The organism is Streptomyces sp. URMC 126 (assembly GCF_051386555.1).
Taxonomy (GTDB): domain Bacteria; phylum Actinomycetota; class Actinomycetes; order Streptomycetales; family Streptomycetaceae; genus Streptomyces.
Genome location: NZ_JBPQTX010000040.1, coordinates 1 through 23,874, shown reverse-complemented (window position 1 = coordinate 23,874; position 23,874 = coordinate 1). Strand labels below are relative to the sequence as shown.

Below are 23,874 nucleotides of genomic sequence, written 5' to 3'. Positions count from 1 at the left end.
TGAGCCCCTGCGAGTGGTACGGCTTCAGCGACGGGATGCCCGTCTCCGCATCGATGACCAGGCCCTCGTTGTCGGGGTACCCGGCGTCCGCCGCCGCAGCCGCGCGGCGGAGCTTGTCCTCCAGCTGCCGGCGTCGAACTCGGCGGCCTCACCGGCCTCGCACAACTCGACCTCCACCAGGTAGTCGGCCAGCTTCTCCTCCACCGCCTCCCAGGCCAGCAGCTGCTGGGACCAGTCGGCGTACTCCTCCGAGCCGGCCACCGCGACGTCGCCGCAGCGCAGTTCCTCGGCGAGGTAGGTGAAGACCATCGCCTCGAAGTGCTTGCGGACGAACTGCCCGGGACGGGTCTTGTCGAGCACGACCTTGCGCCAGTTCTGGGTGGCGAAGGAGATGTCCACCTCCTTGCCCTCCTCGTCCAGGGCGGGGATGTACTCACCGCGGGCGCGTCCGTGCCGCTGGGCGTGCGCGAGCGCGTCCAGCACCCGCCCGTCCTCGGACATCGCGGTGAACTGAAGCTTCTCGGCCAGGTCGAACATCACCGCCCGGCCCGGTCCCGGCCGATCTGCCCGTACAGCAGCGGCTCCCACAGGTTGCCGTGGTGGGCGGATACTTTCTCGATCTGCTCGTACTGCCCTGCGAACCCGCCGAATCCCTTGACCGTCCGGGCGGCCGCGCCGAGCCCGCCGGCCTGCACCACCAGGGCCTCTCCTCCAGCTCCGCCTTGGCCTTCTTGACCTTCGTGGCGACGCGCTTGCAGAACATCGTCGCCAGGTCGTCACGGACCCGCATCCGCGCCTTGTGCACCAGGCAGGCGATCAGGGCGAGGCGTTTGCCAGCGTGTAGTCCCGAAGTGCCGGGGCGCCCCCCGCGTCGGCCTCCCCGGCGAAGTCGGTGGTCTTCCTTGCGGCGACGCCGTCCATCCACACCGTGCTGTCGCCGAGGCCGTCCAGCCACTCCATGCGCTTGGTCAGGTTCTTGAAGTGCGACCAGCTCGGTCCCTTGGCGGGCTTCTTCAGCCGGTTGTACAGCGTAGTGCCGTCCGTGTCGCGCTCCTGAAGCAGCCGCAGCAGCTCGGATCGCTGGAGGGGGCTCATCCGGTCGTGGATGCCCGCGCAGATCGCGGCGTTGACCTCGGGCGGATCTTCGAGGCCATCTTGTCGAAGGTGGAGAACCCCGGCAGCTCCAGGCCGGCCTCCGCGACCTTCTCCAGCGCGATGTTGATCAGGTCCGCCGGCCGGTTCTTCGCCGCGGCCTCCTTGCGGATCGCCCGCTCGGCGATCCGCCGGGCTTCCGCCCGGTCGTACGCCACCCCGACCCGCTTGCGCACCAGACCCCGGTGATGCTTCGCCGTCCGCCCCGCCCGGTACACCGGCAGCGTGCCCTCCGGCAGCTCCACCGCACGACGGACGAACTCCACCACCTGCCCCGGCACCTCTTCCAGAGCCGGGAACACCCCATGCGCCGGTAGGACTTCAGCATCAGCAGCAGAGCCAGCAGGTGATCGTCACTGTCCGTCGCCTCGGCCGCCCACCTGAGCTCATCGCGCGTCGGCGAGAAGAAAAGATGCAGCTCATGCGCGGTGATCAGCCGCTTGAACCGCGGATACGCGGTTCGCTCGATCGAGGTCACTACCCACCCCGGATCAGGACGACAACAACATCATCACCAACGACACCAAGCTGAACGAGTGACGGACCGACCTTCACGGCTTCAAGATCAACTCATTGCCCCTTTGACCCGTACCTCGGTCACCCCCCCCCGGCCGGGTGGGCGCGATTCCGGGTGATAGGGAGCGTGATGCCCGTGGATGCTCCCTGATGAGGCGTGTTGCTCGTGATGGTGCCTGTGTAGGCGTGATGGTGTTCATTGCTGCCGATGGTGGGAGCGATGGCACCTGATGGCCGTTTTGCGCTGATGTGGCTTGGTGTGGTGGTGTTGGGGGCGGTTGTTGTTTGAGGGGAAAGGTGTGGCGGGGATGGCTCTCGTGCTGTTGCGCCGTTGGAAGGGTTCGTCGGGGCAGGGGGGCGTCCGGCTTCCGGAGGGCGCCGGAGGGCTGGACTGCCGGGTGCTCGACCCCGTGCAACTGCCGCTGTACCGCGCGGACGTGTCGGTCCGTGACGCGTCCGGCCGGGAGGTGCTGACCGGGCAGACGGACCCGCACGGCCGTTTCGCGGCCACGCTGGCGCCGGGCGACTATGTGCTGGCGGTGACGTGCGAGGGCTTCCGCCCGGTCCGCCGGCCCTTCACCTGCGTCGCCGGCGCCCATGCCGCCGTCGAGCCCGTCGCGATGGAACCGGCCCCCGGCCCGCCCATGCCCACGCCCGGGGCCTGGCGCATCGACCCGGACCACACCGCCGTACGCTTCGCGGCCCGCCACATCGGCCTCGCCGAGGTGCACGGCCGCTTCAACGGGTTCGAGGGGACCCTGTGGGTGGGCGAGCGGATGGAGGAGTCACGCCTGGACGTGGTGATCGAGACGGCCAGCATCGACACCGGCGTCCGGCAGCGGGACGAGCACCTCCGGTCGGCGGAGTTCCTGGGCGTCGCCCAGTACCCGTACATGCAGTTCACCAGCGAGCGCTTCGTCCACCGCGGCGGGCCCCGCTGGTCGGTCCAGGGCGTCCTGAACCTGCACGGCGTCAGCCGGAACGTCGCCCTCGACACCCGCTACCTGGGCATCGGCACCGGCATCATGGGCGAGACCCGAGCGGCGTGCTCCGCCGTGACCGAACTCCACCGCGAGGACTTCACCCTGAACTGGAAGTCGATGATCCAGCGCGGCATCGCGATGATCGGCGCGACCATCCGCGTGGAACTCGACATCCAGGCGGTGCCGCAGTCCTGAGGGCGCCCCCGGTGCCGGGCCGGGGTCGCGGTACGGGCCGGTCGGGGCGCCGCCCTTCGGCCTCGGCTCAGTCGCCTTCCGCCGGCGTCCGCCGCGGGAAGGCGGCGCGTTCGTCCAGCAGGCCGACGCACTCGTGGAGCGAGGGCCTCGGCTCGTCGGCGTGTTCGCGTATCACGGCGAGCGCGTGGACGTTCCACCCGCGAACGATCAGACCGTCCGCCTCGGCGCGCGCGGCGGCCGGCGACCTGTGCCACAGGGTGTTCAGGGTGTTCTCCATGCCGCCATGCAACCTCACGCGGAGCGCGGACCGTTCCCGGACGTCCGGTCCCGCGCGGCCTTCACCGCGCCGGCGCGAGCCGGTACCCGGCGCCGTCGGCGGTGACGCGGCCCGCCGTCGGGGGCGGGAAGTGGGTGCCCAGCAGGAGCGCGTCCGTGCCGGCGAGGGAAGCGAGGAGGGCGCGGCGGGTGCGGGCGGCCTGACCGGGGTCGGTGTCCACGCAGCTGGTGATGTGCGGGCGGGCCAGCTGGACGGGGTGGTGGACGCAGTCGCCGGTGACGACGGCCGAGCTCCCGCCGGAGCGGAGTTCGAGGGCGACGTGTCCCGGAGTGTGCCCGGGGGTGGGCAGCAGCCGGAGGCCGGGGGCGAGGACGGCGGGACCGTCCTGGACGTCCAGGAGGTCAAGGAGCCCGGCGTCACGGATGGGGTGGACGGAGTCGTGGAACATCCGCCGGCGGCTCTCCTCCATGTCGCCCCACCGGCCGGCCCAGTAGTCCCACTCGGTGCGCGAGGTGACGTACCGGGCGTTGGGGAAGGTCGGCACCCAGGAACCGTCGGCGGCGGCGCGGGTGTTCCAGCCGACGTGGTCGGTGTGCAGGTGCGTCAGGACGACCAGGTCGACGGAGTCGGGCGGGAAGCCGGCGGCGGTGAGCCGGTGCGCGTAATCGGTGTCGAGGCGGTGCCAGGCCGGGTTGGCGCGGGACTTGCCGTTGCCGATGCCGGTGTCCACGAGCACGCGCCGGCCGCCGGTCTCGAAGGCGAAGGTGTGGCTGCTCAGCAGGGGAGCTCCGTTCGGCGCGGTGAAGTCGGGCCGGAGCCAGGGCACTTCGGCGGTGACGCCCGGGGTGGCGTCCGGCAGCAGCCACGGTCCGGTGTCCGGCGGCAGGACGGTCTCGTCGACGCGGTGTACGCGGACCTCGCCGACCTGCCATGAGGCAGGGGCGGCCGGTCGCCGTGACGGCTCCGGGGTGGTGGCGGGGCGGAGCATGGGAGGGGTTCTCTCCGACGGTAAAAGCGGATTCTTTGCGTTAGGCGAGCGTAGGGCCTAGGGTGCGGCTAACGCAAAGGATTGGCTTTTGCTGGAAGGCGAAGGTGGAGGCACGACATGACCGCTCCGGACCCCGGACCGCCCGAACGGGCCGTCCGCCCCGCCGCCGTGGCGGCCACGGCCGACCACATCCGCTCCGTCCTCGGCTCCCTGCGCGAGCTCGACCTCGACGGCGTGCGGCCCGCCGCCGCGTACCACCCCGCGTATCACCCCGACACCGCGTACCGGCCGGAAGGGAAGCGCGCCGATGGAACCGTATGAGCTGACGCTCGCCGAGGCCTCCGACGCCATCGCGGCGGGAGACCTCTCGCCGGTGGAACTGACCGGCTCCGTCCTCGGCCGGATCGAGGCCGTGGAGCCGGAACTCAACGCCTACGCCGAGGTCTTCGCCGACACCGCGCGCCGCGCCGCCGCCCGGGCGGAACGCGAACTGACCGAAGGCCGGCGGCGCGGACCGCTGCACGGCGTGCCGATGGCGCTCAAGGACCTCATCGACGTGGCCGACACGCCGACCCGGGCGGGGTCCCGGGTCCGGGAACACCACACGGCGCGGCGGGACAGCACCGTCGCCGCCCGCCTGGCGGAGGCGGGCGCGGTCCTGCTGGGCAAGGCGCACACGCACGAGTTCGCCTACGGACTGACCACCCCGCAGACCCGCAACGCCTGGGACCAGGACCGGGTCGCGGGCGGCTCCAGTGGCGGTTCGGCGGTCGCCGTCGCCGCCGGGACGGCCACCTTCGCGCTGGGCACGGACACCGGCGGATCCATCCGCGTCCCCGCCGCGCTGAACGGCGTGGTCGGACTCAAGCCCACCTACGGGCTCGTCCCCGTGGACGGCGTGGTCCCGCTCTCCTGGTCCCTGGACCACGTCGGCCCCCTGACCCGCACCAGCCGGGACGCCGGCCTCGTCCTCGCCGCCCTGACGGGACGTCACCTATCGCTGCCGGACGTGGACTTCACGGCGCTCCGGGTCGGCGTCCCGATCAACCACTACGTCCACCGGGTCGCCCCCGCCGTGGCCGCGGCCGTGCGGGACGGCATCGACCGGCTGCGGGACCTCGGTGCGCGCCTCGTCGACGTGGAGATCCCGCTGGCCGAGCAGGTCCACGCCACGCAGTGGGGACTGATGGTCCCCGAGGCGAGCGCCGTCCACGAGGAGACGCTCCGCTCGTCCGGCGAGCTCTACGGCCCGGACGTCCGTACGCTGCTGGAGGCCGGCGCGCTCGTCCCGGCCGGCGACTACCTGCGGGCCCAGCGGGCCCGTACGCTCATGCGGCAGGCGTGGGCGCGCCTCTTCGACGACGTGGACGTCGTCGCCGCGCCGACCGTCCCGCTCACCGCCGTGCCCCGGGACACGGAGACCGTGCGATGGCCCGACGGCGGCACGGAGACCGTCGCCGACGCCTACGTACGGCTGTGCGCCCCGGCGAACATCACCGGGCTGCCGTCCCTCTCCCTCCCCGCCGGCCTCGACGAGGAGGGGCTGCCCGTCGGCCTGCAGCTCATCGGGCGGCCGTTCGACGAGGCGACGCTGCTGGGGATCGGTCACGTCCTCGAACAGGGCGCGATCGGGGCCGGCAGGCCGGTTCCGGCGCCGGACCGGGCGGCCGTACGCCCGCTCGTCACGCAATGACGTTGCGTTAAGCTGGAGGGCATGAGCCCCAGACCCGCCGTACGCCCCGGGGGCCGCAGTGCCCGCGTCCAGGAGTCCGTCCACCGGGCCGTGCGCGAACTCCAGGCCGAGGGGGCCGCTCTGACCGTGCCGCTCGTCGCGGCCCGGGCCGGAGTGACCCCCTCGACCGTCTACCGCCGCTGGGGCGACCTCCAAGAGCTCCTCTCCGACGTCGCGGTGGAACGGCTGCGCCCGGAAGCACCCCCGGAGGACCGCGGCGACCTGCGGGCCGACCTGGAGCACTGGGCCGTCGCCTTCCTGGAGGAGATGTCCTCCCCGCCCGGCCGCTCCTACATCCGCGACGCCCTCGCCGGCGACCCGGACGGCTCCAACGCCGGTGTGTGCTCCGGCTTCGCGCGCGACCAGGTCGAGCTGATCCTGGCCCGCGCGGCGGGGCGCGGCGAGCACGTGCCGGACGCCGAGACGGTGATGGACCACCTGGTGGCGCCGATGATGTACCGCGTTCTCTTCCGCCCCGGGCCGATCGACGCCGCCTACGCCCGCGATCTGGTCGCGACCGTCTTCTACCGGCTCATGCCCCTGCCGTAGACGACGCCCCTGCCGTAGACGAGAAGCCCCCGCCGTAGGCGACGGCCCCGCCCCGAACGGCCGGCCTGGCCGGAGGAAGCGACGGGCCTGTGGCACATGGCCGGAACCCGGTCCCGAGCCGGAGGACGGGCCGCTTCGCCGGCCGGCCGAGGGCGCGTGGACGCGGAAGCGGGCCTCGTCCCCCCTCGGGTGACCGCGCGGCGGGGCCGACGACGAGGAGGATCCCGCCGAGCGGACGGCAGGGACTTGACCCCGCATCACCCCGCCATGTGCGGATCACCCCCGGACGGCCCCCGTCACCAGCCAGGCCGCCCCCCGGGCCCGCCAGGCGAGGGTGGCGAGGCGGGCCAGCATCCACAGGCCGATGGCCAGCCACAAGGCGACGAGCCCGCCCCCGGCCAGCCGGACCGCGACGGCCGCCGGGAGGAACACGGCGGTGGTCACGACCCCCGCCGCCGCGAGGTAACGCAGGTCGCCGGCGCCGATCAGCACCCCGTCGAGCACATACACCGGGCCCGCCACGATCTGCATCAGGGCGACCACCACGAGCGTGCTGAGCAGCAGCGAGCGGACGTGCGGTTCGACGCCGAACAGGGCGGGCAGCCAGGGGCGGACGGCGAGCAGCAGGATCCCGAAGCCGACGCCCGCGGCGAGGCCCCACTGGGTCATCCGCCAGGTCGCCGCCTGGGCACCGGCCGCGTCGCCGGCGCCCAGGCAGCGGCCGGTGATGGCCTGCCCCGCGATGGCGATGGCGTCCAGGGCCAGGGCGAGGAACCACCACACCTGGAAGCCCACCTGGTAGGCGGCGATCTCGTCGTCCCCCATCGCCGTGGCCACGACCGTGCCGGCGACCAGGACGACGCGCAGGGTGAGCGTGCGGACGACGAGGTTGACACCGGCCTTCGCGGCGGCCCGCAGCCCCGCCAGGTCGGGGCGCAACGGCGTCCCGTGGCGGTGCGCGGCCCGCACCACCGTCGCGACGTAGACCGCTCCGCCGGCGGTCTGCGCGAGCACGGTGCCCCAGGCGGAACCGGCGATCCCCCAGTCCAGGCCGTAGACGAACACGGCGTTGAGCGCGGCGTTGGCCGCGAAGGTCGCCACCGAGACGGCCAGCGGGGTCCTGGTGTCCTGCAGGCCCCGCAGCACACCGGTGCTCGCCAGCGCCACCAGCATGCCCGGGACGCCGAGGAGGCTGATGCGCAGGTACGTCTCGGCGTGCGGGGTGACGGCGGCCGAGGCGCCGAAGGCGTCGACGACGGCGGGGGTCAGCGGCCAGCCGGCCAGGATGACCAGCAGTCCGATGCCGGTGGCCAGCCAGATGCCGTCGAGCCCCTGGCGGATGGCCCGGCCGGTGTCCCCGGCGCCGATGAGGCGGGCGACGGCCGCGGTGGTGCCGTAGGCGAGGAAGACGCAGATGTTGAGCAGCGTGCCCAGGGCCTGCCCGGCGACGCCGAGGCCGCCGAGCGGCGCCGTACCGAGATGGCCGACGATGGCCGAGTCGGTGAGGAGGAACAGCGGCTCGGCGACGAGCGCGCCGAACGCCGGCAAGGCCAGGCGCCAGATCTCCCGGTCCTGGGCGCGGCGGGCGTCCTTGTGCGGGGTGGGCGTCCGGGTCATCCACGCTCCAGGGTGCTGGGCCGGTTGGGGGTCCCGCCGGTGTACGGGCCGAGTTCCCGGGCGAGCGCGTGGAGGAACCCGGTGCGGGACGGCGGCGGGGAGAACGGGAAGAAGTGGCCGCCCGGCATCCGGAGGGCGGTGAACCGGCCGCGGGTGCAGGCGGACCAGCCCCCGGCCGCCTCCGGGCTTACGGCCCGGTCCTCGGTGCCGGCGAAGGCGGTGACGGGGCAGGCGAGGAGCCGGCCGGGCCGGTGGCGGTAGCCGTCGGCCAGCGCGAAGTCGGCGCGGACGGCGGGCAGGAGGAGGGCCATCATCTCGGCGCTGTCGAGGACGGGCCCGGGGGTGCCGCCGAGGGCGCGGAGCCGGGCCGTGAGCTCCTCGTCGGTCGGTGCCCGCCCGGACGGCCCGCCGGTCCGTCCGACGGGGGAGCGGGCGGCGACGGCGAACAGGTGGCGGACGGGTGCGCCGGCCGCTTCCAGGCGCAGCGCGAGTTCGTAGGCGAGCACGGCACCGAAGCTGTGGCCCAGGAGGGCCAGGGGGCGCCCGGCGTGGGGCGTCACGGCGTGCAGGAGGTCGTCGAGGAGAGCGTCCAGGTCGTCGAGGGGCCGCTCGTCGGACCGCAGGCCGCGGCCGGGCGGTTCGACGGCGTACACCTCGACCGTCGCGGGCAGTTCCCCGTCCCAGCCGCCGAACAGACCGGCCGACGAGCCCGCGCCCGGCAGGCAGAACAGGCGTACGCCGGGGCCGGGGCGGGCCGGCGCGGCCGGGACGGGGGCGGGCAGCACGGTCACCATGCCGTGAGGACTTCCTGGAGCCGTCCGGTGTCCTGTTCCGGCGCGCCGTAGCGGTGCCGCAGTTCCCCGGCGAGGTCCGGCAGCAGGGGCGCGGCCCATACGGCGACGGCCCGCAGGCCGTACCGGGCGGCGTCGGGATCGGCGGCGGCCCGGGCGGCCAGCAGGGCGAGCAGGTGGGCGGTGGTCTCGGCGGCCTGGCGGAGGCTGAACGTCTCCATGGAGTAGGCGTGCAGCATGCGGTCACGGTAGCGGCCGAGCACCTCGGTGGTGGCCGTGTCGGGCGGCGCCGGCCGGTCGCCGGCGTGGTCGGCGGCGGCGTGGAGGGCGGCCAGGGGCCGGTGCAGCCGGGCCTCGACGGTGGTGAGGAACTCCGCCTCGGTGTAGTTCGCGGGCTGGTGTTCGGGGTGGGTGAGGGCGAGGTGGAAGCGCACCGCGTCGGCGCCGTGCCGGGCCAGGACGTCGCGGGCCCAGACGAGATGGCCCCGGCTGGTGGAGAACTTGGCGCCGTCGAGGTGGAGGAACTCGTTGGTGACGATGGCGGCCGGTTCGGCGAGGCCGCCGTGGGCGAGGGTCAGGCCCAGGTGGGCGAGGGCGAAGTGGAAGGTGTTGTCGTAGCCGAGGAACTGCACCAGTTCGTGGCCCGAGTCGCGGGCCCAGACGTCCGGGACGGTCCCTTCCGGGTCGTGGCCCGCCCGGGCGGTGGCGGCCATGTGCATCAGGCCGGGCAGCATCTCGGCCCAGACGTTGAGGACTTGGCCGGGGAAGCCGTCGACCGGGACGGGGATGCCCCAGTCGGCCGGATAGCTGACGGGGAAGTCGGGCAGGGGCCGGGCGAGCATCTCGTCCACGAAACGCAGCACGTGCGGCCGCATCGTCGACCGGCGGCGGGCGTAGAACGCCTCGATGCGCGCGCGGTGGTCCTCCAGAGGCAGGACGAGGACGGTCACGTCGCGGGACGTGACGGCGGCGGGGGCCGGCCGACCGCCGGTGGGCGCGGTGTGGAGGAGCGTGCCGGGCTCGTTGGGGTGGCCGCAGGTCTCGCAGATCGCGCCGCACGTCTCGGCGAGGCACTCGGGGCAGTACCCGGTGGCGAACCCTTCGAGCAGGTGGCGGCCGGTGCGGGGATCGTAGGGGAAGGTCCAGGTGCGCCGGACCAGGCGGCCCGCGCGGTACAGATCGCGGAAGAAGCCGCGGACGCGGGCACGGTAGGGCTCGTCGGGGCCGGTGAAGGTGTCGACGGAGACACGGGCGGCGCGGAGGGTCTCGCGAATGTCGTGGGTACAGCGGGCGGCGAGGGCCTCGGGGGTGGTGCCCAGGCGCTCGGCGGTGGTCACCACATAGGTCTGGTGGTCGTCGCCGCCGCAGACGTACAGGACGGTGTGGCCCAGCATGCGCTGGGCCCGGGAGAAGACGTCGGCGGCCAGGTACGGGCCGGCGAGGTGGCCGAGGTGCAGGTCGCCGTTGGTGGTCGGGGGTGTGGCGGTGACGAGGAACGAGCGGGGCCGCGCCGGGCGGCCGGCGTTCACCGGGCCTCCCCGAAGGGACCCGCCGACCACACGGACACCATCTCCAGCTCCTCCTCGGCGGAGGCGTTCTCGAAGTGGTGACGCCGTTCCGAGTCCACGACGAAGGCGTCGCCGGGCCCGATCTCCGCGCTCTCGCCGTCCAGGTGCAGCAGGCCGTGGCCGCGGACGACGTAGAAGTGCTCGTGGTCGGCGTGCGAGTGCGGGGTGGTGCTGGTGCCGGGTGCGACGGTGCACACGCCCATCCCGGTGTCGGAGGGGCCGGCCGACCCCCAGGGCAGGATGCGGCGGAACGCGCAGCCGTACTCTTGGGCCGTGGGGGCGTCCGCCCGGCGCTGGATGGGGATGCTGCTCACGCGTCGGCTCCTTCGAGTGCGTCGGGGACGAGCGGTGCCCTGGCCCCGGCCGTCCCGGGGCGGGGGCCGAAGGCGGTGTCGAGGATGTGGGCGGCGCGGTGGGCGAGCACCGAGAGCAGGGTGCTGCTCAGGCCGTGGGTGTGCTCGGCGGCGCCGTGCAGGAAGACGCGGGGGCGGAAGCCGGGAGCGGTCTCCACCGAGTAGTCGCGCCGTATGCGCAGGGTGCCGTCGGTGTCGCGCAGCAGGTGGGGTTCGAGGCCGGCGAGGAGGTCCCCGGCCTCGCGGAAGTCGTAGCCGGTGGCCAGGACGACGCCGTCGAAGCGGCTGCCGAGGGACTGGCCGGTGACCGGGTCGCGGAGCGTGACGAGGGCGAGCGGGCCGTCGGCCCGGCAGTCCGCGAGCTCGGTGAAGCGGCACAGGCGCAGCCGGTGCCGGCCGTGGACCCGCTGCTCGTACAGCAGCTCGGCGATGGCGTGGATGTCCTGGTCGTCCACGGCCGCGTAGTTGGTGCTGTGCAGCTCGGCCAGGAGAGTGCGCCGGCGGGCGGCGCCGGCCGAGTGGAAGAGGTCGACGGTGCCGGGGTCGAAGATCTCGTTGGCCAGGGGGCTGCTGTTGGCGGGCATGAGGGCGAAGCCGCGGTGGGCGAGGGTGACGTCCGCGGCGGGGAACTCCCGGGCGAGGTACTGGAAGACCTCGGCGGCGCTCTGGCCGGCGCCGACGACGAGGAAGCGGTGGGGCGCCTCGCGGCCCCGCTGGTGGAAGCGGCGGACGCGGGGTAAGAACGTGCTGCTGTGGAAGACGGTGCCGCTGTCGAGGGCCTCCCGCTCGACGCCGGGCGGGACGACGGGCCGGCCGCCCGGGGCGAGGGAGACGTGGTCGGCGGCGACGGCGTAGGTGTCCCCGGCGAGGTCGCGGTAGCTCACCTCCAGGTGGGTGACGTCGCCGTCGGCACCGGTCACGGGCCGGACCCCCTCCACCACGCAGCCGTACGAGACGTGGTGGGAGAGCCGGTCGGCGGCCCAGCCGAAGTAGTCGGCGTACTCGCGGCGGGTGGGGTGGAGCGTGCCGAGGTTGAGGAACTGTTCGAGCCGCCCCTTGCTGACGAGGTAGTTGGTGAAGGAGTAGGGGCTCGTGGGGTCGTGGGGACTGACCAGGTCCTTGAGGAAGGCGACCTGCATCCGGGTGCCGTCGAGGAGCATGTCGGGATGCCATCCGAAGCCCGGGCGGGCCTCCAGGCAGTGCACCCGGGCGCGGACGGCGGGCTCGCGGGTGGAGTCGCACACGGCGGCGAGCGACAGGTGGGAGGGGCCGAATCCCACGCCGAGCAGCCCGTAACGCGCGGGCCGCCGGGGCGGTGTGTTCGTCATGCGGATCACTCCTCCTCGTCAGCGCCGGGAGGACGCGAGCCGGTGGACGGTGCCCTGGCGGGTGAACAGGTCGCGGAGGGTGAAGGAGAAGCCTTCCGCGCGGGCCAGCGAGGCCACCTTCAGGGCCGCGAGTGAGCTGCCGCCCAGTTCGAGGAACGGCTTGTGCGGGTCCACCGCCCCCAGGCCCAGGACGGACGCCCAGATGCGGGCCAGCGCGGCCTCCTCCGGGGTGCCGGGAGCCGCGGTGCCCGCGGCCTCGGAAGCCTCGGGGTCGGAGGCCGGCGTGGTTCCGCCGGGTGTTTCCCGCGCGGCCGGCCGCCCGGCCGGGTCCCGGTCGCGCGGCGCCCGGGCGGGCAGCACGGCGGCGGCCCGGCCCATGAGCTTGCCGAGGGGCTCGGTACCGCCGTCGGCGATGGCCTCCAGGACGTCCCCGAAGGCGCCCATCACCCGGTCGACGGTGTCCCGGTCGAAGTGCGCGAGGTCGTACTCGGCCTGGAACGTCAGCTCGTTCTCGGCCATCACCCCGATGGTCAGCGGGTAGTTGGTCCAGCCGAGGTTCCGCTCGTGCCGGACGGTCACGCCGCCGACGCCGGCCCAGCCGATGCCGTGCGGGATGTTCTCGAAGATCAGCAGCGACTCGAACAGGGGCCGGCCGCTGGGGATGCCGGGGTGCTCCTGGATCCTCGGCAGCGGGTAGTGCTCATGGGCGCGGGCGGTGACCTGCGTGCGCTGCACGTCGTGCAGCCAGCCGCCGACCGGCCTGGACGCGTCCAGAGTCAGGCGCATCGGCAGGATGTTGACGAAGATGCCGGCCATGTCCTCGATGTGCGACAGGGCGACGGGCCGGTGGGTGATGGTCATGCCGAAGCACACGTCCTCCTGCCCGCTGATCCCGGCGATCACGGTCGCCCAGGCGCCCTGGATCAGGGTGTTGAGGGTGAGCCGGTGGACGCGCCCGTAGGAGACCAGGCGCCGGGTCAGGTCCTCGCCGACCGGGTAGGCCGCGCCGTCGTGCATCTCCTGGGGGCTCGCCGACAGGCCGGGCCGGGCCGTCCGGCCGATGGTGGTCGGCCCCTCGAAGCCGGCGAGATGGCTCGTCCAGTACTCACGGGAGGCGCGGGCGTCCTGGCCGCGGACGAAGGCCACGTAGTCGCTGAACGGCCGGGTGGCGGGCAGTACGGGGGCGGTGCCGCGCCGGCGCGCGTGGTAGATCTCCAGCGAATCGCGGAGCAGCAGGAACAGCGACCACACGTCGAGGATGAGGTGGTGGTAGCTCATCACCAGCCGGTGCCGGGCGGGGCCGGTGCGGATGACGGCGAGCCGGAACAGCGGGGCCCGCTCGTAGCCGAAGCCCCGGCGCCGGTCCTCGTCCAGGTACGTGTCGAGGAGGGCGCGCCGCCGGTCCTCGTCGGCGTCCGACCAGTCCAGCACGGTCCACTCGGGCTCGGCCTCCCGCTGGACGACCTGGAGGGGCTCGGCCAGGCCCTGGGTGGCGATCCAGGACCGCAGGATCTCGTGCCGGCCCGCGACCTCCCGCCACGCCCGCCGGTAGGCGTCGAGGTCGAGCTCGCCTTCCAGGGTGTAGAGGAACTGCTCGACGTAGACGCCGGAGTCGGGGTCGAGCAGCGAGTGGAAGAGCATCCCCTTCTGCATCTCGGTGAGCGGGTGCACGGTGCCGATGCCCTCGGGGTCGGCGGCGGTGCGCCGTACGGTCGCGAGGTCGTCCTCCGGCACGTCGAACGCCTCGGCGACGAACGGGGTGTCGTCGCCGTCGCCCCGCGCCCGGCGCCGCTCCTCGACGACGGCCGCGGTCTCCGCGATGGTGGGGGTGCTGAAGAACTGGGTGGAACTGAGCCCCAGTCCCCTGGTGTTGGCCTTGGCGCTGATGAGGAAGCCCTGGATGGAGTCGCCGCCGAGGGCCAGGAAGTCGTCGTGGATGCCGACCCGGGGCAGGGACAGCACCTCCTCCCACAGCCCGCACAGGTAGCGCTCCAGCTCGGTGCGCGGCGGGTGGTGAGCCTCCGTCAGCTCCAGCCGGGTGCCGTCCCGCTCGGCGAGGGCCCGGCGGTCCACCTTGCCGTTGTGGGTGAGGGGGATGGTGTCGACGAGGGTGAACGCGGCGGGGATCATGTACTCGGGCAGTCGCCCGGCCAGGTGCGCGCGGAGGGAGGCGGCGGTCGGCGGGGTGCCGGAGCAGGTCAGGTAGGCCACCAGGCGCTGATGGCCGCCGGCGCCGCGGCGGCCCGCGGCGACCGCCCCGGTGACGCCCGGAACCTCCCTGAGCCGGGCCTCCACCTCGCCCAGTTCCACCCGGTAACCGGCGATCTTGACCTGGTCGTCGAGGCGTCCGAGGAGTTCCAGCCGCCCGTCGGCCGTCAGCCGGCCCAGGTCGCCGGTGCGGAACAGCCGCCCGTGAGGGCTGTCGGTGAACTTCGCCGCGGTCAGGTCGGGCAGCCGGTCGTACCCCTCGGCCATACCCGTGCCGGTCAGGCACACTTCCCCCGCGTCGCCCGCGGGTACCGGCCGGAGCTCGTCGTCGAGGATCAGCGGGGTGAGCTCGGCGGGCCGCCCGATGGGCACGAACCCGTCGTGGACGACCCCCGGCAGACATTCCCAGTAACTCGCGTACAGCGCCTCGGTGAGACCGTAGACGTTGAAGAGCCGGGCGCGCGGGCCGGCGGCGAAGAACTTCTCCGCGAGCGGGCCGGGCATGGCGTCGCTGCTGCAGAAGACGTACTTCAGCGAGGTGACGGAGGCGAAACGGGGGTTCTCCAGCATGCCGGCGAGCAGGGCCGGGACGACCATCAGCGTCGTCACCCGGCCCTCGTCGATCCACCGGACGAGCCGGTCGGGGTCCTTGTGCTCGCCCGGGGGCACGACGACGGCGGTCCCGCCCGAGAGCACCGGCCAGAACACCTCCCGCACCAGGTTGGTGATGCTCAGTGTCGTACGCAGCAGGTGACGGTCGCCGCGTTCCAGCGGGAAGGTGCGCTGGAGCCACCGCTGACCGCTGAGCAGGGCCCGGTGCGAGAGCACGACGCCCTTGGGGACGCCCGTCGAACCGGAGGTGTAGAAGACGAACGCCTGCGCGTCGGCGGGCAGTTCGGGGGCTCCGGTGGACGGGGCCGGCTCCTCGGACAGGAGGTCCTCCACGGCGACGGCCCGGACCCCGGGCGGGCACGCGGCGCCGAGCAGCTCCCGCTCGGTGAGGACGACTTGGGCGCCGGAGAACTCCAGGATGCGGGTGCGGCGTTCGGCCGGATCCTCGGGGTCGACGGGTACGCAGACCGCTCCGGCCCGCAGCAGTCCGAAGAGGGCCGGCCACAGGCGCGCGGACCGGGACAGATACAGCCCCACGCGGCTGCCGGGCCCCACCCCGAGTGCGGAGAGCCCGGCCGCCACGCGGTCGGCTCCGGCCTCGGCCTCTCCGTAGGTCAGACGGGTGTCGCCGTGGAGCACGGCGACGCCGGTGTGGCCGGCCTGGGCTTGTACGGTCAGCAGATCATGCAAAAACGGCATGCCGGAAAACCACCGCTCTCCGTCGGTAGGGGGAGGTCTCGCCGATGACTGCAGGGCACGTTGGAGGGGCACCGGAAGCGGAAACGCGATCCCTTGCGATCCCCGGCACCGTTCGCCATGGTCATCGTTCCCACCAAGGCGTCGCAAGATGCGGATTCGGACGACGCCGGACGGTGCCGTTCGGTCGCGGTGCCACCCAAGCTTCACTGTGGCCTCACCGCCGCGCGCCTCCGGCCCGCCGGGGCGGTGTCGACGGCCTCGGCGTGCGGCCGCTCGGCCGGAACGGCCATGGGCGCCGCTTCGGCGTGTCGCCGGGCGTGTCGGCCGGTGAGGGTTTGTGGCCGGATTGTCAGTGGTGTCCCTTACCGTTTCGTCCATGGGAACGGACATCGCATACGTACGGGGTGACGCGACGTCGCCGACGGGCAAGGGCCCGAAGGTGATCGCGCACGTCTGCAACGATCTGGGCGGCTGGGGCAAGGGGTTCGTGCTGGCTCTCTCGCGGCGGTGGGAGGAACCCGAGCGGGAGTACCGGCGGTGGCACCGGGCTCGCGCGGAGAACGACTTCGGGCTGGGGGCCGTGCAAGTGGTGCGGGTGGAGCGGTGGTTGTGGGTCGCCAACATGGTCGGGCAGCGCGGGATCCGTACCGGCCGCAGCAGCGGTGTGCCCGTCCGCTACGAAGCCATCGACACGGCCCTGGCGAAACTCGCGGACGAGGCCGCCCGCCTCGGCGCCTCCGTGCACATGCCCCGTATCGGTTGCGGCCTGGCGGGCGGCCGGTGGGATCGGGTGGAGCCCCTGATACGGGCGCGGCTGACGGACCGGGGAATACCGGTGACCGTGTACGACCACGACTGAGCTCCCCGCGCGACAACGCTTTCCGGCCGTGGCCGAAACGGCACCCTTGCCACCACCCCGAGCGTACGCTGACGCCCACGTATCACACGGCACGAAAGGGATCATCGTGCGCACACCCCTCTCCTGGCTCGCGGACCGCTATACGCTCGGGCCGCGCAGTGTCCGCCGGGCGTCGTTCGTTTCGGTCCTGGCCGCCATCGGCATCGTCGTCACCGGTGGCGTCGTCCGCGTCACAGGCTCCGGCCTGGGGTGCACGGACTGGCCGGCCTGTACGGCACACACCCTCGCCCCGACCGCGGAGATGGGGATGCACGGGGCCATCGAGTTCGGCAATCGCCTGCTCACCGGGGTGCTCTGCGCCGTCGTCGGCTGGGTCGTCGTCGCGGCGCGGCTCCAGCGCACCCCGATGCCGTCGGTCCTGCGCGGCGGCTGGGCGCAGTTCTGGATCGTCGTTCTGAACGCGGTGGTCGGCGGCGCCACCGTCCGGCTGCGGCTCAGCCCCTACCTCGTCGCCGCGCACTTCCTCGCCGCGATGCTGCTGCTCACGGCGGCGGTGGTCACCTGGCACCGGGCCCGGTGCCAGGGCGAGGAGGCGAGGCCCGCCGTGCCGATGCCCCCGGCCTGCCGTACCGCCGTGATCGCGCTGCTCGCCGTCACCGCCCTCCTCGTCCTGGCGGGCACCCTCGCCACGGGCACCGGCCCGCACGCCGGCGACTCCTCCGAAGTCCCCCGCATGCCGCTGAACTGGACGTTCGTCACCACCCTGCACGGGCTGCTGGGCACCGCCGTCCTGGGCCTGCTGGTCTGCCTGCTCTCCCTCCTGCCCCGGCGCGGCTGCGCCCTGGCCCGCCGGAAGACCGTGCTGCTGCTCATCACCGTCGTGGCGCAGGGCGGCATCGGGATGATGCAGTCCCTGAGCGGTCTGCCGGCCCTGGCCGTGATCCTCCACCTCTTCGGCTCGGCCCTCGTCTGGGCCGGCGCCCTCCAGGTATACCTAACGGTCGGAACGGCGACTTCACGCCGTCCGGAGCCGGTTCCGGACGCCAACTCCGCGACGGAGAGCGCCACTTCGCTCGTCGGACGCTGACGCCCGGCCGGTGGCCGGACGGGCGGCGCCGGCGGGCGGGCCGTCGCCGGCACCGTAATGAGTTACCGGGAGAGAAATGTAACCGAGTTGCGTTTGGGTGGTCGGGTGGGCTTTCATGGCGGAGCGGCGCGCCCCGAAGCGGGCGCCGTCTCAGCGGAGACAGGGGAAGGAAACCGCCATGAACCACACCACCGACCCATCCGACACCTCGGTACTGATCGTGGGCGCCGGACCCACGGGGCTGACGCTGGCCTGCGTGCTCGCCCGCGCGGGCGTGGCCGTCCGCGTCGTCGAGAAGGCCCCCGAGTTCCACCGGGAGTCCCGGGGCAAGGGGCTCAACCAGCGCAGCCGTGAGATCTTCGAGGACCTGGGCGTGGGCGAGGAGGCCACGGCCTCGGGCATCGAGCACATCACCCTGCGCAAGTACCGCGGCGGCGTGCCGGTGAGCGACCACGTGACCTTCGGCGACAAGACGCCGACGGCCGACGCGCCGTACGCGAGCGGAGTGATCATCCCGCAGTGGCGGACCGAGGAGATCCTCCGCGGACGGCTCGCCGCGCTGGGCGTCGAGGTCGAACTCGGCGCCGAGCTCACCGGATTCGTCCAGGACGCGGACGGGGTGACCGCCACCCTCGCCGACGGCCGGCGGATCCGGGCGGACTGGCTCGCCGGCTGCGACGGCGGTCGCGGTTCCGTCCGCAAGCTGCTCGGCCTGTCCTTCAAGGGCGCCACCGAGGCCGAGGAGTGCATGGTGATCGGCGACGTGCGGGCCGACGGGCTCGACCCCGCCTACTGGCACCAGTGGTTCGACGAGGACGGCGGCATCATGCTCTGCCCGTTCCGTGACGGCGACCACTGGCAGCTCCAGGCCGGCCCCGAACGCGGCCCCGACGGTGCGGTGCTGCCGCCCTCGCCGGAGTCCTTCCAGCGGCTGTTCGACCGCCACGCCCGCGTGCCCGGCGTCCGGCTGACCGACGTGCGGTGGACGTCGGTCTACCGCGTCAACGTGCGTATGGCCGACCGGTTCCGCGTCGGCCGCGTCTTCCTCGCCGGCGACGCCGCGCACGTCCACTCGATCGCCGGGGGACTGGGCATGAACACCGGCATCCAGGACGCCTTCAACCTCGGCTGGAAGCTGGCGTTGGTGATCCGCGGCGAGGCCGCCGAACCGCTGCTCGACACCTACGAGGAGGAGCGCCTGCCGGTGGCGGCGTGGACGCTGCGCCTGACCGACGAGCGCCTCGGCGTGGTCCGCGAAGGCGTACGCGAGGCGGGCGTCGGCACGGAGGCTGTCATCACCGACGACGTCACGACACTGGGCGTGGGCTACCCGTGGAGCTCCCTGGCGTGGGGCGGCGCCGACGCGGGGCGGCGCGCCGGCGGCGTACGGCGCGGCGAGGGCGGCCCGTGGTTCACGCTGCGCGGGCCGGACGCGCCGGTACTGCGCGAACTCCGGCGGGAATACGCCGGGTTGCTCCGCGTCGAGCCCGACCCGGAGGCCCGGGAGCTGCTGCTGGTGCGGCCCGACCACCATGTCGCCCTGCGCGTCCCGCCGGCCGACGCGGGGGAGGTGGCCAAGCGGCTGGCCGGGCTGGCCGGGCTCGCCGGGAAGTAGGGGAACCAGGGGCGGGGGCGGCGTTCGCGGAGGGAACGCCGCCCGCGGCGCGCCGGCCGGCGTACGGCCGGCCGCCGGTCAGCGTTCCCCCGCCAGGACCTCCGCCGCGGCCACTCCGGACGCCGTGCTGGCGCCGTGGGTGAAGATCTGCACCGCCCCCGGGGCCGTGCCGCCCGGCAGGCCCATCTCGACGACGATCGCGTCGGGACGCGCCGTGGTGAGATCCGTGAGCGCCCGGCTCATCCAGGCGTGGCGGGGGGCGTCCCGGGTGACGACGACCAGCGGGCGGCCCACCGCCGCCCCGAGGGCGCGCGTCTCCAGCGCGGCGTCCGGCGCGCCCAGGTCCTGCGGGCACAGCCGGACGGAGGTCGTCCCGGGAAGCCGCTCGCTCAGCGGGCCGGCCACCCCCCACGGGGTCTCCTTGCCGATCGCCAGATTGGTGGCGGGCACCAGCTCCACCACATGCGGCGGCGCGGGCAGCGGCAGCGCGGTGCGCACGGCCCCGGTCAGCCGGAGGGCGCGGCGGGCGGCGGTGAACCCGATGCCGTCGTCGGCCGCGCCGGCGGAGGCGGCCCGGCGCAGCCCCGCCGACCAGTCCGCGAACGTCCGCACCCGGCCGGCCGCCTCCGCGAGCCGCTCCTCGGAGAGGTCCCCGCGCACCACGGCGTCCACCAGGGCGTCGGTCAGGAGGCGGGCGGTCGACTCCTCGGCGCTCTCGCCGCCCACGCAGACGGCGTCGACGCCGGCGGCCACCGCCTTCACCGCGGCCCCGCCGATCCCGTGGGGCCCGGAGACCGCGCCCATCTCGATGGCGTCGCTGACGATCAGCCCGTCGAACCCGAGCTCCCGGCGGAGCAGGTCGACGAGGATCCGCCGGCTCAGCGTCGCGGGCAGGTCGGGGTCGTACGCGGGCACCAGGAGGTGGCCGCTCATGATCGCGCGGACGCCCGCGTCCAGGGCGGCCCGGAACGGGGGCAGCGCCTGCGCGGCGATCTCCTCGCGCCCGGCGCCGTAGACCGGCAGGTCGTGGTGGGAGTCGACGGCGACGTCGCCGTGCCCGGGGAAGTGCTTGGCGCAGGCCGCGACGCCGGACGACTGGAGGCCGCGGATCCAGGCGCCGGTGTGCCGGGAGACCACGGCCGGGTCCGATCCGAAGGACCGGACGCCGATGATGGGGTTGTCCGGGTTGGAGTTGACGTCCGCGCTGGGCGCGTAGTCGAGGCTGACGCCGGCGGCGTGCAGCTGCCGGCCGAGGTCGGCGGCGACGGCCTCGGTCAGCCCGGTGTCGTCGACGGTGCCCAGGGCGAGGTTGCCGGGCCGGGTGGAGCCGGTGCCCGATTCGATCCGGGTGACGTCCCCGGCCTCCTCGTCGATCGCGACGACCAGCTCGGGGTTCTCCGCCCGCAGCCGCTCGGTCAGCCGGGCGACCTGGTCGGGGGAGACGATGTTGCGCGAGAAGAGCACGACGGACGCCAGTCCGTCGGCGATGTCCCGCAGCACCCAGTCCGGTGCCTCGGTACCCACGAATCCCGGCTGCAGGACGGAGAGTGCGAGCCGCCGCAACGCGGTGCTGTGCTTGCTGGAGGACATCGGCCGGTGCCTTTCGGGTGGGAGCGGCCCACGAGGGCGTCGGCGGAGCGGCGGCGACACCTCGTGAGCTTTGGTATAGACCAACAAGGGTGCGCTTAGGTTAACCGCATGTGTCAAGAGGGCGGGCCGAGCCGCTTCGACGGACAACGTCCGGGTATGGGGCGGGCGTCCGTCGTCTGACGGGGCCTCACGCGCGGGCGCGCGAAGCAGGGCGAATGGATCACCGGCGGGTGAATGACCTCAATTGGGATGTTGACATTCCGAGTTGGTCTAGTCCACCTTGATCGGGTGCACATACAGCGTGGGGCGCGCGCGGCACGCCGCCCCGTAGAACCGACACGGACCCACCGGCCCCCGGGCGGCGCCCGGGACCGCGGCCCGAGACGGGCGCCGTTCCCGGACATGTGACGAGCCGTCACCCGGCTCCGTCCCCGACAGCGGCCCCGCACCGGCCGGCCGCGTCGACATCCCACGATCCGGCCCCACGGCCCGGACCGCGACCCACCCACGCTCGGAGACGACCCCGGCACGCGCCGGAACCCTCCGCGCCCACCGTGCACCCGTTGGCGTTCCCAGATTCCGGGGGGCGACAGAAAGGATCCGGAGTACCGCATGACGACCGCCGACCCGTACCTCCACCGAGCCGTCACCGACGTCCCCTACTTCAGCGCGGACGGCGAGACCTACCTCGCCCGCACCCAGCTGAGGGACCTTCAAAAACGCCGACCGCTGAGAGTGCTGTCCGAGGAGGACTTCGCCTTCTGGCAGACCTACGGCTACGTCATCGTCCGAGAGGCGATCCCCGCGGCGCACGCCCGGCGCCTGCTCGACTTCGCCTGGGACTTCCAGGGCATGGACCCCGGCCGACCGGACACCTGGTACCGGGACCGGGAATGGCGCTCCGACCTGGACCGCGAACTGCACGTCTACGGCTTCGTCGAGGCCTACCACCACCAGCTCATCTGGGACAGCCGGCAGACCCGGCGGGTCTACGACGCCTTCGTCGACGTATGGGACTGCGAAGAGCTGTGGGTCACCCTCGACCGGCTCAACCTCAACCCGCCCAACGTCCGCAACCGCTCCCGGTCCCTGATCGAGCAGCGGGACCGCGGCTTCGACATCGAACTCCACTGGGACGTCGACACCACCCAGGGCATCCTCCCGCAGCGCGTCCAGGGCATCATCGCCCTCGACGACACCCGGCCCGACGTCGGCGGCTTCCAGTGCTGCCCCGAACTCTTCCGGCGCTTCGACCGCTGGAAGGCCCTCCAGCCCGACGACCGGGACCCCATCCGGCCCCGGATCGACCGCGACGACATGCCCGTCGTCCGCCCCGAACTCCGCGCCGGCGACCTGCTCGTCTGGAACGGCCTGCTGGCCCACGGCGTGGCCCCCAACACCTCCGAGGACGGGGTCCGCGCCGTCCAGTACCTGTCGATGATGCCCGCCCTGGAGAACCACCGGGCGCTGCGCGCCTCCCGGATCACCTCTTGGCGCGACCTCGCCACACCGGAGTGGAACGCCACCCTCCTCGGCGACGCCGTCCGGCACGAGTCCCTGCGGTACGGGCGGGCCGAACTGACCGAGCTGGGCGCCAAGCTGCTGGGCCTGCGGTCCTGGCACGCCCGGCCGGGCGAGGAGACCGCCGCCGGCACGGCCGGGGCCGAGGCCACCGCCGCTCCCGCCGCCCGGGCCGCCGAAGCCACCCGGGCCGCCCAGGCCACTGAGGCCGCCGAGACCACTGAGGCCGCCGAAGCCGCCCAGGCCACCGAGGCCGTCAAGGCCACCGAGGAAGAGATATGCGCGGAATCTGTCTGACCCTGCCCACCAACAGGCCCTGCGCCGAGACGATCGCCGCCGTCGGCCGGGAAGCGGCCCACGCCGTCGAGCACTTCGACGTCGAGGTGCACCTGCTCGTCCTCGACTCCTGCGCGCCCGCCGACGTCGCCGAGCACGCCGAGGCCGTCCGCCGGCTGCCCGCGCACCCCCGGATCACGGCCCACCACCTCGACGAGGCCGCGCAGCGGGACTTCCTCCGCCGCGTGATCGAGGACGCCGGCGAGCCCGGGCCCGAGTCGCTGCTCGGCCTGATGCTCCCCGACCGCCTCTCCTACGGCGCCTGCACCAACCGCGCGTTCCTCATCGCCGCGGCGCTCGGCTGCGCCTCCGTCCACCGCAGAGACTCCGACAGCCGGTACCAGACCCTGGACGGCGAGCCGGTGTACCCCATCCACCACGAGCTGACGGCGCTGGGCCGGCGTGCCGCGGACGTCGGCGCCGACGTCACCGCGACGGCCCTCGCCCCCCGGCTCATGGACCGCCGGGTGGCCATGGTCGGCGCCTCGTTCATCGGCGAACTCTCCGTCGACATCGGCGAGATAGAGACCCTGGACCCCGCCGCGTACCACGAGGTGGTCAGCCTCTGGGCGCCCGAGGACTGGACGGACGAGCAGAAGCGCGACCTCGTCGCGGAGTCCTTCCGCGGCGCCGGCACGGAACCCTTCCACGGCGACCGCTCCCTGCTCACCCTGGTCGACCCGATGCGCGTGGACATGTGCAACATCGCCTTCCACGACGTCCACGAACGCGTACCGCTGCCGCCCGCCACCGACACCATCGGCAGCGACTACTTCCTCATCCACCTCGTCCACGACGCCGGACTGCCCGGCGTCCTGCACAACCGGAACATCGTCAACTACTACACCGGCGAGCGCCGCACCGACACCGGCTTCACCGCCTACCAGCTGCGCTACGTCAAGTTCCTCCTCTCCATGCTCTACTTCAACGCCGCCTACGCCCGGATGGCCGAGTCCGGCGACACGCTGCTCGACGACCACGGACGAGTCCGTGCCTCCGCCGTCGCCGCCATCGCCCGGGAGACCGCCGGCCTCGACCGGGCCGGGAACGTCCGGCGGCTCGACGCGCTCGACGCCGCCTACCGCCGCCTCGGCGGCCGGTACGCCGCGTTCGCCGACCTGCTGGCCGGCCGCCGCGAGCGCCTCCTCGACGAGGCGCGGCGCGACATCGAGGACTTCGCCCGGCTCACCGAGGCCTGGGAAGGACTGGTCCGCGCCGCCCGCACCACCCCCGTCCGCACCCCGGCGGGACGGTCCCGATGAGCACCGCGACGACGACCCTGCCCACCACCCCCGCCA

21 protein-coding genes and 1 pseudogene are annotated in these 23,874 nt (G+C 73.6%); 9 read left to right on the top strand and 13 right to left on the bottom strand.

The genetic code is table 11. The annotated features are described in order from the left end of the window. Window positions 1-24: 24 nt before the first annotated feature. The 4 genes and pseudogenes from ACSNOK_RS07690 to ACSNOK_RS07675 all read right to left on the bottom strand — a co-directional run bounded on the left by ACSNOK_RS07690 (window position 25) and on the right by ACSNOK_RS07675 (window position 1,630). Entirely contained in the window at window positions 25-537 is a 513-nt protein-coding gene (locus tag ACSNOK_RS07690; RefSeq protein WP_436779838.1) for a hypothetical protein, read from the bottom strand. Further along, window positions 537-698: a hypothetical protein gene (locus ACSNOK_RS07685; RefSeq protein WP_436779837.1), complete on the bottom strand. Its 162-nt coding sequence runs from the start codon at window positions 696-698 to the stop codon at window positions 537-539. Before ACSNOK_RS07685 ends, ACSNOK_RS07690 begins: the two co-directional genes overlap by 1 nt. Window positions 699-816: 118 nt before the next feature. Beyond that, a complete protein-coding gene (locus ACSNOK_RS07680) occupies window positions 817-1,095 on the bottom strand; it encodes a hypothetical protein (RefSeq protein ID WP_436779836.1) in 279 nt (92 codons plus the stop codon). After that, a pseudogene (locus ACSNOK_RS07675) lies at window positions 1,092-1,630 on the bottom strand (DUF4158 domain-containing protein). Before ACSNOK_RS07675 ends, ACSNOK_RS07680 begins: the two are co-directional and overlap by 4 nt. 346 nt (window positions 1,631-1,976) lie before the next feature. Between ACSNOK_RS07675 and ACSNOK_RS07670 the strand changes: the two are divergent. Continuing rightward, window positions 1,977-2,846 (top strand): YceI family protein, encoded by an 870-nt coding sequence (locus ACSNOK_RS07670; RefSeq protein WP_436779835.1) that lies wholly within the window; start codon window positions 1,977-1,979, stop codon window positions 2,844-2,846. Window positions 2,847-2,913: 67 nt separating this feature from the next. Here ACSNOK_RS07670 and ACSNOK_RS07665 read toward each other — a convergent pair whose 3' ends face one another. Further along, a complete protein-coding gene (locus ACSNOK_RS07665) occupies window positions 2,914-3,123 on the bottom strand; it encodes a hypothetical protein (protein ID WP_436779834.1) in 210 nt (69 codons plus the stop codon). Window positions 3,124-3,184: 61 nt separating this feature from the next. After that, entirely contained in the window at window positions 3,185-4,111 is a 927-nt protein-coding gene (locus ACSNOK_RS07660; protein ID WP_436779833.1) for an MBL fold metallo-hydrolase, read from the bottom strand. Window positions 4,112-4,228: 117 nt separating this feature from the next. On the opposite strand from ACSNOK_RS07660, the gene ACSNOK_RS07655 reads away from it, so the two are divergent. The 3 genes from ACSNOK_RS07655 to ACSNOK_RS07645 are packed head-to-tail and all read left to right on the top strand — an operon-like array spanning window position 4,229 to window position 6,392. Beyond that, window positions 4,229-4,432 (top strand): hypothetical protein, encoded by a 204-nt coding sequence (locus ACSNOK_RS07655; protein ID WP_436779832.1) that lies wholly within the window; start codon window positions 4,229-4,231, stop codon window positions 4,430-4,432. Continuing rightward, window positions 4,419-5,804 (top strand): amidase, encoded by a 1,386-nt coding sequence (locus ACSNOK_RS07650; RefSeq protein WP_436779831.1) that lies wholly within the window; start codon window positions 4,419-4,421, stop codon window positions 5,802-5,804. Before ACSNOK_RS07655 ends, ACSNOK_RS07650 begins: the two co-directional genes overlap by 14 nt. Window positions 5,805-5,825: 21 nt before the next feature. Beyond that, a complete protein-coding gene (locus ACSNOK_RS07645) occupies window positions 5,826-6,392 on the top strand; it encodes a TetR/AcrR family transcriptional regulator (protein ID WP_436779830.1) in 567 nt (188 codons plus the stop codon). A gap of 276 nt (window positions 6,393-6,668) precedes the next feature. On the opposite strand, the gene ACSNOK_RS07640 is transcribed toward ACSNOK_RS07645, so the two are convergent. From ACSNOK_RS07640 to ACSNOK_RS07615, 6 genes are read right to left on the bottom strand one after another with little or no spacing between them, the layout of a single operon-like run. Further along, a complete protein-coding gene (locus tag ACSNOK_RS07640; RefSeq protein ID WP_436779829.1) occupies window positions 6,669-8,009 on the bottom strand; it encodes an MATE family efflux transporter in 1,341 nt (446 codons plus the stop codon). After that, window positions 8,006-8,803 (bottom strand): thioesterase II family protein, encoded by a 798-nt coding sequence (locus ACSNOK_RS07635; RefSeq protein ID WP_436779828.1) that lies wholly within the window; start codon window positions 8,801-8,803, stop codon window positions 8,006-8,008. Before ACSNOK_RS07635 ends, ACSNOK_RS07640 begins: the two co-directional genes overlap by 4 nt. After that, window positions 8,797-10,329: a class I tRNA ligase family protein gene (locus ACSNOK_RS07630; protein ID WP_436779827.1), complete on the bottom strand. Its 1,533-nt coding sequence runs from the start codon at window positions 10,327-10,329 to the stop codon at window positions 8,797-8,799. Before ACSNOK_RS07630 ends, ACSNOK_RS07635 begins: the two co-directional genes overlap by 7 nt. Next, window positions 10,326-10,682, bottom strand: coding sequence for a cupin domain-containing protein (locus tag ACSNOK_RS07625; RefSeq protein ID WP_436779826.1), 357 nt, complete (start codon window positions 10,680-10,682; stop codon window positions 10,326-10,328). The genes ACSNOK_RS07630 and ACSNOK_RS07625 overlap by 4 nt, the downstream gene beginning before the upstream one ends. Continuing rightward, window positions 10,679-12,049, bottom strand: a complete 1,371-nt coding sequence (locus ACSNOK_RS07620) for a lysine N(6)-hydroxylase/L-ornithine N(5)-oxygenase family protein (RefSeq protein WP_436779825.1) — start codon at window positions 12,047-12,049, stop codon at window positions 10,679-10,681. Before ACSNOK_RS07620 ends, ACSNOK_RS07625 begins: the two co-directional genes overlap by 4 nt. Window positions 12,050-12,067: 18 nt before the next feature. Then, complete coding sequence (locus ACSNOK_RS07615) at window positions 12,068-15,568, bottom strand: amino acid adenylation domain-containing protein (protein ID WP_436779824.1); 3,501 nt, start codon at window positions 15,566-15,568, stop codon at window positions 12,068-12,070. Between the two features lie 376 nt (window positions 15,569-15,944). Here ACSNOK_RS07615 and ACSNOK_RS07610 point away from each other — a divergent pair, with 376 nt between their 5' ends. From ACSNOK_RS07610 to ACSNOK_RS07600, 3 genes are all read left to right on the top strand, one after another. Next, window positions 15,945-16,427: a macro domain-containing protein gene (locus tag ACSNOK_RS07610; RefSeq protein WP_436779823.1), complete on the top strand. Its 483-nt coding sequence runs from the start codon at window positions 15,945-15,947 to the stop codon at window positions 16,425-16,427. Window positions 16,428-16,533: 106 nt separating this feature from the next. After that, window positions 16,534-17,514, top strand: coding sequence for a COX15/CtaA family protein (locus tag ACSNOK_RS07605; RefSeq protein WP_436779822.1), 981 nt, complete (start codon window positions 16,534-16,536; stop codon window positions 17,512-17,514). A 178-nt stretch (window positions 17,515-17,692) separates the two neighbouring features. Next, the gene (locus ACSNOK_RS07600; protein ID WP_436779821.1) at window positions 17,693-19,129 is read left to right on the top strand and encodes an FAD-dependent monooxygenase; all 1,437 of its coding nucleotides are present in this window, start codon (window positions 17,693-17,695) and stop codon (window positions 19,127-19,129) included. Between the two features lie 78 nt (window positions 19,130-19,207). Here the strand turns inward: ACSNOK_RS07600 and ACSNOK_RS07595 are convergent, their stop codons facing one another. After that, window positions 19,208-20,719, bottom strand: coding sequence for a glycoside hydrolase family 3 protein (locus ACSNOK_RS07595; protein ID WP_436779820.1), 1,512 nt, complete (start codon window positions 20,717-20,719; stop codon window positions 19,208-19,210). Between the two features lie 612 nt (window positions 20,720-21,331). Between ACSNOK_RS07595 and ACSNOK_RS07590 the strand changes: the two genes are divergently transcribed. Next, entirely contained in the window at window positions 21,332-22,537 is a 1,206-nt protein-coding gene (locus ACSNOK_RS07590; protein ID WP_436779819.1) for a phytanoyl-CoA dioxygenase family protein, read from the top strand. Next, entirely contained in the window at window positions 22,519-23,838 is a 1,320-nt protein-coding gene (locus tag ACSNOK_RS07585) for a DUF6271 family protein (RefSeq protein WP_436779818.1), read from the top strand. The genes ACSNOK_RS07590 and ACSNOK_RS07585 overlap by 19 nt, the downstream gene beginning before the upstream one ends. Window positions 23,839-23,874: the final 36 nt, after the last annotated feature.

Coding starts and splice junctions, on each gene's coding strand:
- ACSNOK_RS07690 (WP_436779838.1), bottom strand. CDS start 537: ATGTTCGACCTGGCCGAGAAGCTTCAGTTCACCGCGATGTCCGAGGAC.
- ACSNOK_RS07680 (WP_436779836.1), bottom strand. CDS start 1,095: ATGAGCCCCCTCCAGCGATCCGAGCTGCTGCGGCTGCTTCAGGAGCGC.
- ACSNOK_RS07670 (WP_436779835.1), top strand. CDS start 1,977: ATGGCTCTCGTGCTGTTGCGCCGTTGGAAGGGTTCGTCGGGGCAGGGG.
- ACSNOK_RS07665 (WP_436779834.1), bottom strand. CDS start 3,123: ATGGAGAACACCCTGAACACCCTGTGGCACAGGTCGCCGGCCGCCGCG.
- ACSNOK_RS07660 (WP_436779833.1), bottom strand. CDS start 4,111: ATGCTCCGCCCCGCCACCACCCCGGAGCCGTCACGGCGACCGGCCGCC.
- ACSNOK_RS07655 (WP_436779832.1), top strand. CDS start 4,229: ATGACCGCTCCGGACCCCGGACCGCCCGAACGGGCCGTCCGCCCCGCC.
- ACSNOK_RS07650 (WP_436779831.1), top strand. CDS start 4,419: ATGGAACCGTATGAGCTGACGCTCGCCGAGGCCTCCGACGCCATCGCG.
- ACSNOK_RS07645 (WP_436779830.1), top strand. CDS start 5,826: ATGAGCCCCAGACCCGCCGTACGCCCCGGGGGCCGCAGTGCCCGCGTC.
- ACSNOK_RS07640 (WP_436779829.1), bottom strand. CDS start 8,009: ATGACCCGGACGCCCACCCCGCACAAGGACGCCCGCCGCGCCCAGGAC.
- ACSNOK_RS07635 (WP_436779828.1), bottom strand. CDS start 8,803: ATGGTGACCGTGCTGCCCGCCCCCGTCCCGGCCGCGCCGGCCCGCCCC.
- ACSNOK_RS07620 (WP_436779825.1), bottom strand. CDS start 12,049: ATGACGAACACACCGCCCCGGCGGCCCGCGCGTTACGGGCTGCTCGGC.
- ACSNOK_RS07615 (WP_436779824.1), bottom strand. CDS start 15,568: ATGCCGTTTTTGCATGATCTGCTGACCGTACAAGCCCAGGCCGGCCAC.
- ACSNOK_RS07610 (WP_436779823.1), top strand. CDS start 15,945: ATGGGAACGGACATCGCATACGTACGGGGTGACGCGACGTCGCCGACG.
- ACSNOK_RS07600 (WP_436779821.1), top strand. CDS start 17,693: ATGAACCACACCACCGACCCATCCGACACCTCGGTACTGATCGTGGGC.
- ACSNOK_RS07595 (WP_436779820.1), bottom strand. CDS start 20,719: ATGTCCTCCAGCAAGCACAGCACCGCGTTGCGGCGGCTCGCACTCTCC.
- ACSNOK_RS07590 (WP_436779819.1), top strand. CDS start 21,332: ATGACGACCGCCGACCCGTACCTCCACCGAGCCGTCACCGACGTCCCC.
- ACSNOK_RS07585 (WP_436779818.1), top strand. CDS start 22,519: ATGCGCGGAATCTGTCTGACCCTGCCCACCAACAGGCCCTGCGCCGAG.